This window comes from Jannaschia sp. 2305UL9-9 (assembly GCF_041403465.1).
In the GTDB taxonomy this organism is placed as follows: domain Bacteria; phylum Pseudomonadota; class Alphaproteobacteria; order Rhodobacterales; family Rhodobacteraceae; genus Jannaschia.
Window position 1 is genome coordinate 20,018 of record NZ_JBGEHM010000003.1, and the last position, 13,117, is coordinate 33,134.

Here is a 13,117-nt window from a genome sequence, read left to right on the forward strand (position 1 = left end):
GGATCAGCCCATCATCCCCTTGCGCAGCAGGTTGATGCCGGCAACCACGAGCACCACCAGAGTCACCTTCTTGAACAGGTCCTGATCCATCCGATCCTGCAGGCGAAAGCCGACACTCATGCCAAGCAACGCAGCCGGCAGCAGCGCAGCCGAGAACCAGACGGTATCGCTGTTGAGAATGCCGGACCGCAGATGCGCAAGGACAAGCACGATCGACCCGCAGCCATAGATCACCCCCTGCACGACCATTTGGCGGGCCTTCGGTGTCTCGATCGCCAGAAGGTACAGGACGGTCGTCGGCCCCCATGTTCCGGCCAGCCCCCCGAGGATCCCCGAAATCGTCCCGATGCCCCATTCTGCGGCGATACGACGCTCTGGCGGAATGGTCAGACGCACGCCCGTCAACTGGATCAGCGACAGGCCGACAACAGGAACACCAAGGATGAAATAGAACCATTGCCGTGGAATGGCGGTCACCACCTGCGCCGCGAGGAAAATCGCGATCATCACCGTCACGAGGTAGCGCCAATGCAGGGTCGCGGCCTCTTTCGCGGGCACCCAACCCTGTCGCGTTACCTGCCAACCATTTGTTGCAAGTACGGAAATGAGGATGCCGGCAAGCGAAAGACGCGGATCCAGAAAGCTTGACAGACCGGATATCATGATCAGGGGAAGCGCAAAGCCCACCGATCCTTTCACGAGACCGGCGAAGAATGCGATACCGAGGGCCAGCGCCCAGGCGAGAAGGGTCAGTTGTTCCATGGCATTTCTCTACGCCCCTCTGCCAGTCTGGACCAGCGCATCCGCAAGGTCATTTAATTCCCTTGTCGGGGGATTTTTTTGGAATTATATTACGCTGCAACCGCAAAGACAGACCCGACTGACAGGAGCCGCACATGCCCCATGATGGACAGGCCATGCCGACCGCCGAAACCGCCGCTGGCATCGTTCTGCCCGATCTGCTGAGGTTGACCGCCGCCGCCGTCGCAGCGGTCGATGCCGTTGTTGCCAAGGCCAAAACCGCCCTGTCCGAGAAAGTCACGGTCGATGGCCGCGTATCAGGTGCCCGGATCGAGGCCGAGCAGACTGCCGCGCACGGGTTCGCGTGGCTGGCGACCTATGGCCAGGCCTTGTCGCAGATGCAGCATTGGGCCGAACGTCTGCACAGCGAAGGGCGTTTCGGGGAAATGGAGGCATTGATCCATCAGATCGCCTTCGGGGAATACCTCTGGCAGGTCTATGGCGGCATTCCCATGAGCCAGACGGAAATCCTGCGCCCCCAGGATATCGGTCTGGATCAGGATGCCCAACTGGAGATGATGTGCGCCGAGGTCATGGCACTGTGCAGCGGCGGAAACACGCAGGCCGCGCGCAGCCGCCTTGTTGCCCTGATGCGGGAGCAGACGGCAAACGCCACGTTCGGCGCCACCGGCCTTGATGAAGAGTTGGAGATGGTGCGCGATCAGTTCCGCCGCTGGTCCACCGACAAGGTCGCCCCGCACGCCCATGAATGGCACCTGAAGGACGAATTGATCCCGATGGAAGTCATCGACGAGATGGCCGAAATGGGCGTCTTCGGCCTGACGATTCCGGAGGAGTTCGGCGGCCTCGGCATGCCAAAGGCCGCGATGTGCGTCGTGTCGGAGGAACTGTCGCGCGGCTACATCGGCGTCGGCAGCCTTGGCACCCGCTCCGAGATCGCCGCCGAGTTGATCCTGTGCGGGGGCACCCGGGAACAGAAGGACAAATGGCTGCCGCGCCTGGCCAGCGGTGAGACATTGCCAACGGCCGTCTTCACCGAACCCAATACGGGCTCGGACCTTGGCGCGCTGCGCACCAGGGGCGTCCGGAACGACGCGGGCGACTGGGTCCTGAACGGCAACAAGACGTGGATCACACACGCGGCGCGAACCCATGTGATGACCGTTCTGGCCCGTACGGTTCCGGAGACGGACGACTACAGGGGCCTTTCGATGTTCCTTGCGGAAAAGACGCCCGGCACGGATGAGGCGCCCTGGCAGGATCCGGGCATCTCCGGCGGTGAGATCGAGGTCCTCGGCTATCGCGGCATGAAGGAATACACCGTCAATTTCGACGACTTCATCGTGAAGGGGGAAAACCTTCTGGGGGGTGACGAAGGTCAGGGCTTCAAGCAGTTGATGCAGACCTTCGAATCCGCGCGCATCCAGACGGCCGCGCGCGCCATCGGTGTCGCACAGGCCGCGCTGGATGAGGCACTGTCCTACGCCGAGACGCGCAAGCAGTTCGGCAAGGCCCTGATCGAGTTCCCACGCGTCTCGAACAAGCTGGCCCTGATGGCCGTCGAGATCATGGTTGCGCGGCAGCTGACCTACTATTCCGCCGCGGAAAAGGACAACGACCGCCGCTGCGACGTCGAGGCGGGTATGGCAAAACTGCTCGGCGCCCGCGTGGCCTGGTCCTCTGCCGACAATGGACTGCAGATCCATGGCGGCAATGGCTTCGCCCTGGAATATCCCATCAGCCGCATCCTGTGTGACGCCCGTATTCTGAACATCTTCGAAGGTGCGGCGGAAATACAGGCACAGGTGATTGCGCGTCGCCTTCTGGGGTGACGTCAGACAGGTTTCCGCGGCCGCAACGCCTTGCACGCACCGCGTGGAAGGCCCGTCTCACCCCTCCTGCGTCGGTGGTCCTCCTGCCGCGCGGGTCAGGGCGGCAATCAGGCGTGCGCGTGCCGGCGGAACCGGGCGCGCACCCAATGTCGGCGCAAGGTGGTGGTGCAGAAAGTGGCCCGTGACCCGTAGCGACAGCAGCACATCATCCAGTGTCGCTGGGCCGCCCAGCAACATGGTGGGCAAGGGTAACAGGCGATCGGCCCAATCGCCTGCCGCCGCCCGACTGACGGCGCGCCCGGTTCGCGGCGACACAAAGGCAAGGTCGTTCGCCCCCCCGCCCCCTGCGCAGGCGCTCAGATCCAGCGTCAGCCCCGCTTCCGCCAAGAGCGCCATTTCCCAGAAGACATAGTCGCGCAGCCAACCGGCCCCATCCGCCAGCGCATCGCAAAGCGACTCCGTCTGGGCCTGGAATGCGGGAACGGCCTCCCGCTCGGGCAGGACGAAGGCCGCAAGCGCACAGACCGAGGTCAACGCGGACAGGCGCAGCGGATCGGACAGGACATCCCCCGCGCGACTGCGCAGCGGCTCTACCGAATATGTGCCAAGATGGCTTTCAAGCCGGGCGCGCCACACGACATCGACCTGATTGCCCGGTTGCAGCATCGGCGCCTTCTTGCGGGATCGCCCCCCATGAACGACGCCAAGATGACGCCCATGCGCGCGCGTGAAGACTTCGAGGATCACGGCTGTTTCCCCGTGGGGGCGGACACCGATGATGACACCCGCATCGCGCCAGTCGATCATGGCGCCAAGGCGGTCACGTGAGGCCGTCCTCATCCAGCAGATGGCGCCCATGCCGATCCTCGACCTCCAGCACCCACAGGTCCGGGTCGTACCCGGCCTGTCGCTGACAGGCCGCGTCACAGTCGCGGTCATCACCGGACGTCAGCACCACCCATGTGCGGTCACCGGTCATCAGGTCGAAACTGCGTTGAAACACCTGCGCCTGACCATCCAGCGTGTTCAGCTTGACCAGGACCGACCCGGACGTGTCATCGCCGTGGCGTGTGACCATGCAGGGAATACCATGCAAGTCCAGACGCTTGCGATAGGCAGAGACCCAGAAGGACGCCGTCAGACGCGTCATTTCCGGCAACCGGCGGCGGCGCGAAGCCTGCCCCCCACCCCTGATCGAAGGGGCATGGGATTCATCCGAACCTGACCCGGATCACTCATTGCCATCCTTGAAATCGAGACCGATGGCATCGAAGCGCTCTGCCTCATCCAGCCAACCGGGACGGACCTTGACCTGCAGGAACAGGTGAACCCGGTGCCCGAGGAAAGCCTCCAGCTCGGCGCGGGCGGCCTGTCCGACGGCCTTCGTCGTCTCGCCCTTCTTGCCAAGGACGATGCCCTTGTGCCCGTCGCGGACGACATAGATCACCTGATCGATCCGCGCCGATCCATCGGGGCGGTCTTCCCATTTCTCGGTCTCGACCGTCAGCTGATAAGGCAGCTCCTGATGCAAACGCAGCGTCAGCTTTTCGCGCGTGATTTCAGCGGCGATATCCCGCAGCGGGGCATCCGCGATCTGGTCTTCGGGGTATAGCCACGGACCTTCCGGCACGCGGGCGGCCAGATCGGCGCGCAGGGCATCGACACCATGCCCCTTTTCCGCGCTGATCATGAAGGTCGCGGCAAAGGGATAACGCTCGTTCATCTTCTGCGTCATCGCCAGCAGGCTGTCTGCCTGAACCCGGTCGATCTTGTTGATGGCTAGCAAGACGGGTTGCGCGGTCTCACGCTCCTCCAGTGCTGACAGGATCGCCTCCACCCCTTCGGTCAGGCCCCGCGTCGCCTCGATCAGGAGAACGATGACATCCGCATCGGCGGCACCTGTCCAGGCCGCCGCCACCATGGCCCGGTCGAGCCGGCGCTTCGGACGAAACAGGCCGGGCGTATCGACAAAGACCAGTTGCGAGGTACCTTCCTGCGCGATTCCGCGAATGCGGGCCCGCGTCGTCTGGACCTTGTGGGTCACGATTGAAACCTTGGCGCCGACCACGTGGTTCAGCAGGGTCGATTTGCCGGCATTCGGTTCGCCGATCAGGGCGACAAACCCGGCACGGGTCATTGGGTCAGTCATTGCTTACCTTTTCGAGCAGCGCCTTGGCCGCCGCCTGTTCGGCCACGCGTTTCGCGGTTGCGCGGCCCAGTGCTTCGCGCCCATCCGACAACCGGACGGCGATGCAGAATACCGGTGCGTGATCCGGTCCGGACCGGTCCTCGATCGTGTAGGATGGTGGGGGCATGCCGCGGGCCTGTGCCCATTCCTGCAAGGTCGTCTTGGCATCACGGGCATCTTCATCCACCCGCGCCAGCCGATCACCCCAGAGGCGCAAAATCATGGACCGCGCCTGATCGAGGCCCGCGTCCAGATATACCGCCGCGATCAACGCCTCCATCCCGTCACCAAGCAGGGCGATCTTGCGCCGCCCGCCGGTCACCTGTTCGGATTTCCCGAGCTTGAGAACGGAACCGAGGTCGATCTGACGCGCGACGTCTGCGCAGGCCTCCTTGCGGACAAGGGCATTGAACCGCGGGGCCAGCTGCCCTTCGGAGGCGCGCGCATCGTCGGCCATCAGGGCTTCGGCCATCACGAGGCCCAGAACCCGGTCGCCCAGAAATTCCAATCGCTGGTTGTCCGGTCGCGTCCCGGACGCGAGCGAACCGTGGGTCATCGCCTGAATCAGCAAGTCAGGCTTGGTGAACGCATAGCCGATGCGGCCCTGAAAGGCGGCAAGATCACGGGACAGCTTCAAGACTGCCTCCCAAATGGCAGGGGCATCACGCGGCCGGTGATTGCCGACAGGGGCAAAAGGCCACGGGCGCCGGTTTCGCTTGCCATCCCACGCGGGTCGGCCGTATCGCGATTATCGCCCATGATGTAGACGGCGCCAACAGGAACGCGGATCTGCTCCATGTCGGACAGCAGACCATCCTGCCCCCCCATGATACGATGCGACATTCCGTTGGGCAGGGTTTCGACCAGACAGCCATCGGACACGTCGGGGCACGGGGCCTGTTGGGCCGCGACGCCATCTATGATCGGCAGGCCTTGCCGAAGGGCAAAGGTCTGTCCTTCCACCGCGATGACGCGACCGACCTGCATCCCTGCCGAGCGGTCGCGCAGCGCGAAGGAGATCAGGTCCCCGGCCTTCAGACTTCCCAGACCTGCCTCGACCGACAGGATCATCTGGCCACGATTCAACGTCGGCGCCATGTGGGTTGCCATCACCCGATGCGGCACCCACAGGCCGCGCGACGCAAGGACCAGCGCAAGAAGCACGAGAAATGCCGCACCCACCACATAGCGCGGGGCCGGGGCAAAGCGGGCAGGATCGAGCGGGCGCGGCGATGCGAGGATCGCCCAGATCAGAAGCCCGAGACCGATGATCGGAAGCGGGAACAGCACCGCGAACCATCCACTGCGTCCAAGGTCGTGCAGGCGTCGCACGACCGCACCGATCCAGGCAACGAAGATGAACCCGAAAAGCCCATAGGCCAGCAGGCGCAGGAAAGGGCCCGCCTTGTCGAGGGGCCCCCACGCAACCAAAGCCACGGCCGCGACCTGAAACGCCAGTGTCCAGCCAAGCAGCGGACCGCGTCCGCTCGTGCCTGCCAGCCCGAACCGGAGTGTCACACGATCTCCTCGAAGAAGCGGTCAAGGCGCCACGTCCAGAAGAACAGCATCCGCGATCCGGCAGACGAAAAGATGACCCGGTCGGCGCGGCCGATCAAATTTTCGTAAGGGACGAAGCCGACGCCGCCGATGGACCGCGGCACGCGGCTGTCGGAGGAATTGTCGCGATTGTCCCCCATGAAGAAGTACTGGCCTTCGGGCACGGTGTAGACCGGCGTCGTATCCGTCCGGAAGTTGCCGATGTTCAGGACCGAGTGGGACACGCCATTGGGCAGGGTCTCGATGCTCCGCTCCTTGATGCATTCGCCACCCTCGCCCACAGGGGCATTGGCGCAGCGGGGCAGGATGCGTTGCGGCCCCTGTGGCTCCATGATCTCGACGAAGGGTTCCGTCACCTCGACATCGACCGCGGTGCCGTTCAGGAACAGCCGACCGTCCCGCATCTGCACGGTGTCACCGGGCAAACCAATGAGACGCTTGATGAAATCGTCGCTCGTCACCGGATGCCGGAACACGATGACGTCACCGCGCTCAGGCTCGGACCCGAGGATACGGCCGGAAACGGGGCACATCGAGAACGGGCAGGAATGCCGGGAATACCCGTAGGCCATCTTGTTCACGAACAGGAAGTCACCGATCAGAAGGGTATCCTTCATCGACCCGGACGGGATCCAGAACGGCTGAAAGAAAAGGGTGCGAAAGACCCCTGCGATCAGCAGCGCCCAAAAAACCGTCTTGACGGTTTCCAGCGGCCCGTCCTTTTTCTCTGTGCTCGATGCCATGCCGATGTGCCTTTTTTCGTTTGCTTCCACTGCCCCCTGCCCCGACGCCTGTCAACCGGTGCGCCACACCTCAGTCGGCGCCGTCGACCGAAGGGGTGGGGGTCGCCTCGATGACCACGAAAGCCTGCGCCCATGGGTGATCGTCCGTCAGGGACACGTGGATCGTCGCGATATGCCCCGCCGGTGTCATCTGGGCAAGACGGTCCGCGGCCCAGCCGGTGACCGCCATTACCGGTTGCCCGGTCGGCAGGTTGGTGACTGCCATGTCGCGCCACGCGATTCCCATGCGCAGCCCCGTGCCCAACGCCTTGGAGCATGCCTCCTTCGCGGCCCATCGTTTGGCATAGGTCGACGCCTCGCCTGCTTCGGTCTTGGACCGATAGACGGCCTTGCGCTGCTCGCGCTCGGTGAACACGCGGTTGCGGAACCGGTCGCCGAAACGGTCGAGGACGCCTGCGATCCGGTCGATGTTGGCAAGGTCCGTTCCGACACCGAGGATCATGGCAGGGTCACCCGGCGTCCCGTGCGATGTCCATCAGGCGGCGCATTTCCGCGATCGCCCCTTCGAGGCCGCGAAACACCGCCTCGCCGATCATGAAATGACCGATGTTCAGCTCCGCGACCTGCGGAATTGCCGCAATCGGCGTGACGCTGTCATAGCTGAGACCGTGTCCGGCGTGCACCTCCAGACCCAGATCGGCGGCCTGTGCCGCGGCGGCGATGATGCGCTCCAACTCTGCCGCCGCGTCCTCGTGGCGCCCCTCGTCGACGGCATGGCAATAGGCCCCGGTGTGCAGTTCGACGACGGCCGCCCCGACGCGCGCCGAGGCGTCGATCTGACGGGGGTCGGCAGCGACGAACAGGGAGACACGCGCACCCGCATCGGCAAGCGGCGCGATATATCGCGTCAGCCGATTGGCATCGCCCGCCACCTCCAGTCCCCCCTCGGTTGTGCGTTCCTCTCGCTTTTCCGGAACAAGACAGACGGCATGCGGGCGCGTGGCAAGGGCGATGCGCGCCATCTCCTCGGTTGCCGCCATCTCGAAATTCAGGGGGATGCCGATGGCCTCGTTGATTGCACCCATGTCGGCGTCGCGAATATGGCGCCGATCCTCACGCAGGTGCGCGGTGATCCCGTCCGCGCCGGCGGCTTCCGCCATCAGGGCCGCACGCACCGGGTCGGGCGTGGCCCCACCCCGGGCATTCCGCAGGGTAGCCACATGATCGATGTTTATGCCGAGGCGAAGCCGGTCCATGGCGTGTCCTTCCCGTTTGCCGTCGCCCTTGTCCTAGCCCGTCCTGCCTGACGCCTCCAGCCCCGGCGACGACCGAAGCGGGGGTGCGACGAACCGGCGCCGCATCCAATGCGCGGATATTCAGCGGGAAGACGCGAGGCGCCCTTCAGCGCGGCCCATGATCAGGCGGTGCCATCCTTGCGCTGCGGCACCTTGGACACGGGTTTGGCCGGTCCCTTTGCCGCCGCCTTTTCGGCAGCGCGGGCACGGATCGCATCGAGCTTCTTCTTGATGACGCCCCGGCGCCGCCGCTGATACGCCTCGATCAGGGGCAGGCTGATCGTATAGGCCGCAAGTCCGGTAAAGATGCCGGGCACCACCCCACCGACGAGCCACGGCAGGAACACGTCGTTCCAGAAGATTGCCGTCGCCGTCCAATCCACCGGTTTCCCGGTCAAGGCGTTCCAACTGTTCCAGAAAACGTCCTGCGCGGTGCGAAAGAACTTGTGGAAGATGCCCTCGTCGACCTCACCGGTCATTTCGGTCCCCAGAACCCAGTGACCGAGGTTCAACGACACGACGCCGATCGGCACATAGGTCAACGGATTGCCGAAGAACGTGCCGAGCAGCGCCGCCATGACATTGCCGCGCACCAGCCAGGCCACGCCGGCGGCGACGAAGAAATGCAGGCCGTAGAACGGGGTGAACGTCGTGAAGACACCGGCCATGATGCCACGGCTGATCTTGCGCGGTGTATCCGGCAGACGCCGCAGGCGGTGCTTGACGTAGATCGCGGCACGCCCCCAGCCCCCCTGCGGCCAAAGCGCCCGCAGCATGGTCTGCCAGATCGGCAATCTGTCGCGGCGCTTGAACACCTGGCATCCTTCTCCGGTTCACGCCCCGCACGGCCCATGGTCAGGCGAGGGTCTTGCCATCCTCCGGCACGTGCGAGACGCGCCCTCGGACGCGGTCGATCTGGACCACGTCGCTGTCGGCACCAATGGCCATCATCACCGAATAGAGATGCTCGTCATCGCGCACCTCGACGTCCACGTGCACCCGGAAGAAGTCCGGTTTCCGGTCCTTGAACGCAAGGTCCGAGATATTGGCGTTCTGCTCGGCAATCAATGTGCAGATCCGCCCGAGGACACCGGGCGAGTTCGATATCGTCATCTCGACCGTCACGGCATTGCAGGCCGCGTGGTGACCGGGATGCCAGGACAGGTCGACCCAGCGATCCGCCTGATCCTCGAACTCGATCATGCGCGGACAGTCGATCGCGTGCACGTCGACACCGTGGCCGCGATGCGTGATCCCGACGATCCGTTCACCCGGAACCGGTTGGCAACAGGGCGCCCGTTCGTAATGGGCCTTGGGGTCAAGGCCGACGATCGCGGATTCGGGCTCCACGTCGGGGGCGGGGCGCGCCATCGCCAGTTCCGGATACAGACCGTCGACCACCGTGCGCCCGCTGATCTGCGCCGCACCGATCGCGGCCAGCAGCGCCTCTGAGTCGTCGAACCCGTGCACCCGGGCCGCGGCCTCCAGCGCCTTGTCGGTTGCCTTCTTGCCAACCTGCGCAAAGGACGCCCGCGCCAGTTCCCGGCCCAGACGCACGTGCCCGGTGCGCCTTTCGGCCTTCATGGCGCGACGGATCGCCGATTTGGCCCGTCCCGTCGTCGCGATGTCGATCCAGGTGGCCTGGGGGGTTTGTCCCTCGGCGGTGACGATCTCGACCGATTGACCGTTCCGCAGACGCGTCCACAGGGGCACGCGCATGCCATCGACCCGCGCGCCGACTGTCCGGTGCCCCACACGGGTGTGCACGGCATAGGCGAAATCGATCGGCGTCGCCCCCTTGGGCAGCTTGATCACCTCGCCCTTGGGCGTGAAGCAGAACACCTGGTCGGTGTACATCTCCAGCTTGACCGCCTCCATGAACTCCGCGTGGTCGGAGGCTTCCTCGAAGCGATCGGTCATCGATTGAAGCCACGCCGCCGGATCCACGGCAAAGCGGTTCTCGGCCCGCACACCATCACGATACGACCAATGCGCCGCGACGCCGCGCTCGGCCACCTCGTGCATTTCCTGCGTGCGGATCTGCACCTCCACCCGCTTGCCGTCGCGCCCGGACACGGTCGTGTGGATCGAGCGGTAGCCGTTCGATTTCGGCTGGCTGATGTAATCCTTGAAACGGCCGGGAATCGATTTCCACCGCTGGTGGATGACCCCCAGCGCGCGGTAGCAGTCGCCCTCGGACGCTGCGATGACGCGGAACCCGTAGATGTCGGACAGGCGGGAGAACCCGACCTTCTTCTCCTCCATCTTGCGCCAGACGGAGAACGGGCGCTTTGCGCGACCGAACACTTCGGCCGACAGGCCGGCGGCGTCCAGTTCCTTGACGAAATCGTCGCTGATCCGCTTCAGGACATCCCCGGATTCATGGCGCAGGGTCACGAAACGACGCAGGATGGAATTGCGCGCCTCGGGGTTGAGGACAGCAAAGGCCAGATCCTCCAACTCCTCGCGCATCCACTGCATCCCCATGCGCCCGGCCAGCGGGGCATAGATTTCCATCGTCTCGCGGGCCTTCTGCGCCTGCTTGTGATCGGCCATGTGCTTGATCGTGCGCATGTTGTGCAGCCGATCGCTCAACTTGACGAGGATCACGCGCATGTCCTTGGACATGGCCATGAACAGCTTGCGAAAATTCTCGGCCTGCTTGGTCTCCGAGGAGGTCAGTTCGAGGTTGGTCAGCTTCGTGACACCATTGACCATCTCGGCAATATCCTTGCCGAACCGTTCGGCCACCTCACCATAGGTGGACCGGGTGTCCTCAATCGTATCGTGCAGCAATGCGGTGATGATCGTGGCGTCGTCCAGCCGCTGCTCGGTCAACAGGCCGGCAACGGCGACGGGATGGGTGAAATACGCTTCACCCGAGCGGCGGGTCTGTCCCGCGTGCATCTCCGCGCCGTAGGCGTAGGCGGCGCGGATCAGGGCCTCATCGCAACGAGGGTTGTAGGCCCGCACGAGCGCGATCAGGTCATCAACCTCGATCATGGCGGTCTGCGGCATAGGCGTGGCCCCTTACTTCTGGACCTGCGCCTCCATGAGGGCACGCAGCAGCTTTTCTTCGGACATGTCGTCCTGTGCGGGCGCGTCCTTTTCGACACCCATCAACAGGGCCATCGAATCCTCTTCGGGCTCGTCGACCTCGATCTGCGTCTGGTTCGACTCGATCAGACGCTCGCGCAGGTCGTCGGCCTGCTGGGTCTCGTCGGCGATCTCACGCAGGGCGACGACCGGGTTCTTGTCGTTGTCACGGTCCACGGTGATCGGAGAGCCGGTCGCGATCTCGCGCGCCCGGTGGGCGGCCAGCATCACCAGTTCAAACCGGTTGGGAACCTTGTCGACGCAGTCTTCTACGGTCACACGGGCCATGGCACGCACCTCGGGCATGGAAAAACAGGAAGCGCGTATCTAGACCCGCTCGGAAGGCTTGACAACCCCTCCGAACATGTGTCGGCAAAACTCGGTCAGATCGGATGCAACCGCCGGATGCCCCGCCGTGCAGCAACCGAAAGACCCGCCGCCATCGCGCCGATACTGCGCCCCGTGATCGGGTGTCGCCAGCCGGGTGCGACATCCGCCATGGGGATCAGGACGAAACCGCGGTCCTGAACGCGCGGATGTGGCAGAACCAGATGATCCGGTGCGCTGATCCCCTGCGCCGTTTCTGCAAGGTGCATCCAGCCACGCACGGTCGGACCATCCGGGCGGACCAATCCGTCGGAGCCGATCAGGTCCAGATCCAGAACACGCGCCCCCCACCGAACGGACCGCGTGCGGCCGAACCGTGCCTCGATCCGATGAAGACGCGTCAGCACCGCCTTCGGCGACAGATGCGACGACACACAGGCGGCCGCGTTGACGAACTCCGGCCCGATACCGGGCGGCCATGCGGGCGTGGCATAGAGGGCAGATACCCGGACCGACGGGCCGAAAACCGCCCGCAGCGCGCAAGCGGCGCGGGCAACCTTGCGCGCATTGGCGGCACGTGTGGCGCCGGAATTTGCGCCCAGCGCAATGAGGTGTAAAGTCATCGTGAGAGATCGCCCCATAGATATTGCGCGTTGGGTGAAAGCCATTACATACCGCCGAACGGAAGTCAGCCACCGGACCTCACACTCACCCGGCCAGGTCTTCCCGAAAGGAAAATTCATAATGTTCTATCGCGATGAGCGGCTTGCGCTCTTCATCGATGGTTCGAACCTTTATGCTGCCGCCAAAGCACTCTCGTTCGACATCGATTACAAACTTCTTCGGCAGGAATTCGTCAGACGCGGCAAGCTGCTGCGCGCGTTCTATTATACTGCCTTGCTGGAAAACGAGGAATACTCGCCGATCCGTCCGCTGGTCGACTGGTTGCAGTACAATGGATTCACCATGGTCACGAAGACGGCCAAGGAATTCACGGACAGTCAGGGCCGCCGCAAGGTCAAGGGCAACATGGACATCGAACTGGCGGTCGATGCGCTGGAAACGGCGGATCATGTCGACCACATCGTGCTGTTTTCGGGTGACGGCGATTTCCGCCCGTTGGTCGAAGCGTTGCAGCGCAAGGGCGTGCGTGTATCCGTCTGCTCGACCATTCGCAGCCAGCCGCCGATGATCGCCGACGACCTGCGCCGTCAGTGCGATAATTTCATCGAACTCGACGAGTTGCGGGATGTCATCGGTCGCCCTCCGCGCGAACCGCGCGACATGCCCGAGGTCGAGGTTTCGACCCAGGGCTGA

General features: G+C 64.2%; 15 protein-coding genes. 2 read left to right on the forward strand and 13 right to left on the reverse strand.

Translation table 11 applies throughout. From position 1 onward, the window contains the following. Positions 1-3: 3 nt before the first annotated feature. Positions 4-762, reverse strand: coding sequence for a sulfite exporter TauE/SafE family protein (locus V6N07_RS13445; protein ID WP_371156849.1), 759 nt, complete (start codon positions 760-762; stop codon positions 4-6). Positions 763-896: 134 nt separating this feature from the next. Between V6N07_RS13445 and V6N07_RS13450 the strand changes: the two genes are divergently transcribed. Further along, entirely contained in the window at positions 897-2,594 is a 1,698-nt protein-coding gene (locus tag V6N07_RS13450) for an acyl-CoA dehydrogenase family protein (RefSeq protein WP_371156850.1), read from the forward strand. Positions 2,595-2,651: 57 nt separating this feature from the next. Here the strand turns inward: V6N07_RS13450 and recO are convergent, their stop codons facing one another. The 12 genes from recO to folK form a co-directional block, all read right to left on the reverse strand. Then, positions 2,652-3,398: a DNA repair protein RecO gene (recO, locus tag V6N07_RS13455; protein WP_371157219.1), complete on the reverse strand. Its 747-nt coding sequence runs from the start codon at positions 3,396-3,398 to the stop codon at positions 2,652-2,654. A gap of 16 nt (positions 3,399-3,414) precedes the next feature. Beyond that, positions 3,415-3,744 carry a DUF1491 family protein gene (locus tag V6N07_RS13460; protein ID WP_371156851.1) on the reverse strand — a complete coding sequence of 110 codons (330 nt, stop codon included), beginning with the start codon at positions 3,742-3,744 and terminating at the stop codon, positions 3,415-3,417. Positions 3,745-3,825: 81 nt separating this feature from the next. Beyond that, on the reverse strand, positions 3,826-4,743 hold the full coding sequence (gene era / locus V6N07_RS13465) for a GTPase Era (RefSeq protein ID WP_371156852.1): 918 nt from the start codon (positions 4,741-4,743) through the stop codon (positions 3,826-3,828). Beyond that, positions 4,736-5,419 (reverse strand): ribonuclease III, encoded by a 684-nt coding sequence (gene rnc, locus V6N07_RS13470; RefSeq protein WP_371156853.1) that lies wholly within the window; start codon positions 5,417-5,419, stop codon positions 4,736-4,738. The genes era and rnc overlap by 8 nt, the downstream gene beginning before the upstream one ends. Then, positions 5,416-6,300 carry a signal peptidase I gene (lepB, locus tag V6N07_RS13475; protein WP_371156854.1) on the reverse strand — a complete coding sequence of 295 codons (885 nt, stop codon included), beginning with the start codon at positions 6,298-6,300 and terminating at the stop codon, positions 5,416-5,418. Before lepB (V6N07_RS13475) ends, rnc begins: the two co-directional genes overlap by 4 nt. Beyond that, positions 6,297-7,082 (reverse strand): signal peptidase I, encoded by a 786-nt coding sequence (lepB, locus tag V6N07_RS13480; RefSeq protein WP_371156855.1) that lies wholly within the window; start codon positions 7,080-7,082, stop codon positions 6,297-6,299. The genes lepB (V6N07_RS13475) and lepB (V6N07_RS13480) overlap by 4 nt, the downstream gene beginning before the upstream one ends. A gap of 70 nt (positions 7,083-7,152) precedes the next feature. Beyond that, on the reverse strand, positions 7,153-7,584 hold the full coding sequence (acpS, locus tag V6N07_RS13485; RefSeq protein WP_371156856.1) for a holo-ACP synthase: 432 nt from the start codon (positions 7,582-7,584) through the stop codon (positions 7,153-7,155). A gap of 7 nt (positions 7,585-7,591) precedes the next feature. Next, a complete protein-coding gene (locus V6N07_RS13490) occupies positions 7,592-8,338 on the reverse strand; it encodes a pyridoxine 5'-phosphate synthase (protein WP_371156857.1) in 747 nt (248 codons plus the stop codon). Between the two features lie 161 nt (positions 8,339-8,499). Then, positions 8,500-9,192, reverse strand: a complete 693-nt coding sequence (locus V6N07_RS13495) for a DUF2062 domain-containing protein (protein ID WP_371156858.1) — start codon at positions 9,190-9,192, stop codon at positions 8,500-8,502. A 40-nt stretch (positions 9,193-9,232) separates the two neighbouring features. Then, positions 9,233-11,380 carry a bifunctional (p)ppGpp synthetase/guanosine-3',5'-bis(diphosphate) 3'-pyrophosphohydrolase gene (locus V6N07_RS13500; RefSeq protein ID WP_371157221.1) on the reverse strand — a complete coding sequence of 716 codons (2,148 nt, stop codon included), beginning with the start codon at positions 11,378-11,380 and terminating at the stop codon, positions 9,233-9,235. A gap of 27 nt (positions 11,381-11,407) precedes the next feature. Beyond that, positions 11,408-11,761, reverse strand: a complete 354-nt coding sequence (gene rpoZ / locus V6N07_RS13505) for a DNA-directed RNA polymerase subunit omega (RefSeq protein WP_220747205.1) — start codon at positions 11,759-11,761, stop codon at positions 11,408-11,410. 95 nt (positions 11,762-11,856) lie between these two features. Next, positions 11,857-12,423: a 2-amino-4-hydroxy-6-hydroxymethyldihydropteridine diphosphokinase gene (folK, locus tag V6N07_RS13510; RefSeq protein ID WP_371156859.1), complete on the reverse strand. Its 567-nt coding sequence runs from the start codon at positions 12,421-12,423 to the stop codon at positions 11,857-11,859. Between the two features lie 121 nt (positions 12,424-12,544). Between folK and V6N07_RS13515 the strand changes: the two genes are divergently transcribed. Then, positions 12,545-13,117: an NYN domain-containing protein gene (locus V6N07_RS13515; RefSeq protein WP_371156860.1), complete on the forward strand. Its 573-nt coding sequence runs from the start codon at positions 12,545-12,547 to the stop codon at positions 13,115-13,117.

What these genes read in the sequence shown, in the direction of transcription:
- lepB (WP_371156855.1), bottom strand. Translation starts at nt 7,082, where the DNA reads ATGGCATCGAGCACAGAGAAAAAGGACGGGCCGCTGGAAACCGTCAAG.
- era (WP_371156852.1), bottom strand. Translation starts at nt 4,743, where the DNA reads ATGACTGACCCAATGACCCGTGCCGGGTTTGTCGCCCTGATCGGCGAA.
- V6N07_RS13450 (WP_371156850.1), top strand. Translation starts at nt 897, where the DNA reads ATGCCCCATGATGGACAGGCCATGCCGACCGCCGAAACCGCCGCTGGC.
- V6N07_RS13445 (WP_371156849.1), bottom strand. Translation starts at nt 762, where the DNA reads ATGGAACAACTGACCCTTCTCGCCTGGGCGCTGGCCCTCGGTATCGCA.
- rpoZ (WP_220747205.1), bottom strand. Translation starts at nt 11,761, where the DNA reads ATGGCCCGTGTGACCGTAGAAGACTGCGTCGACAAGGTTCCCAACCGG.
- V6N07_RS13500 (WP_371157221.1), bottom strand. Translation starts at nt 11,380, where the DNA reads ATGATCGAGGTTGATGACCTGATCGCGCTCGTGCGGGCCTACAACCCT.
- V6N07_RS13460 (WP_371156851.1), bottom strand. Translation starts at nt 3,744, where the DNA reads ATGACGCGTCTGACGGCGTCCTTCTGGGTCTCTGCCTATCGCAAGCGT.
- V6N07_RS13490 (WP_371156857.1), bottom strand. Translation starts at nt 8,338, where the DNA reads ATGGACCGGCTTCGCCTCGGCATAAACATCGATCATGTGGCTACCCTG.
- acpS (WP_371156856.1), bottom strand. Translation starts at nt 7,584, where the DNA reads ATGATCCTCGGTGTCGGAACGGACCTTGCCAACATCGACCGGATCGCA.
- V6N07_RS13515 (WP_371156860.1), top strand. Translation starts at nt 12,545, where the DNA reads ATGTTCTATCGCGATGAGCGGCTTGCGCTCTTCATCGATGGTTCGAAC.
- folK (WP_371156859.1), bottom strand. Translation starts at nt 12,423, where the DNA reads ATGACTTTACACCTCATTGCGCTGGGCGCAAATTCCGGCGCCACACGT.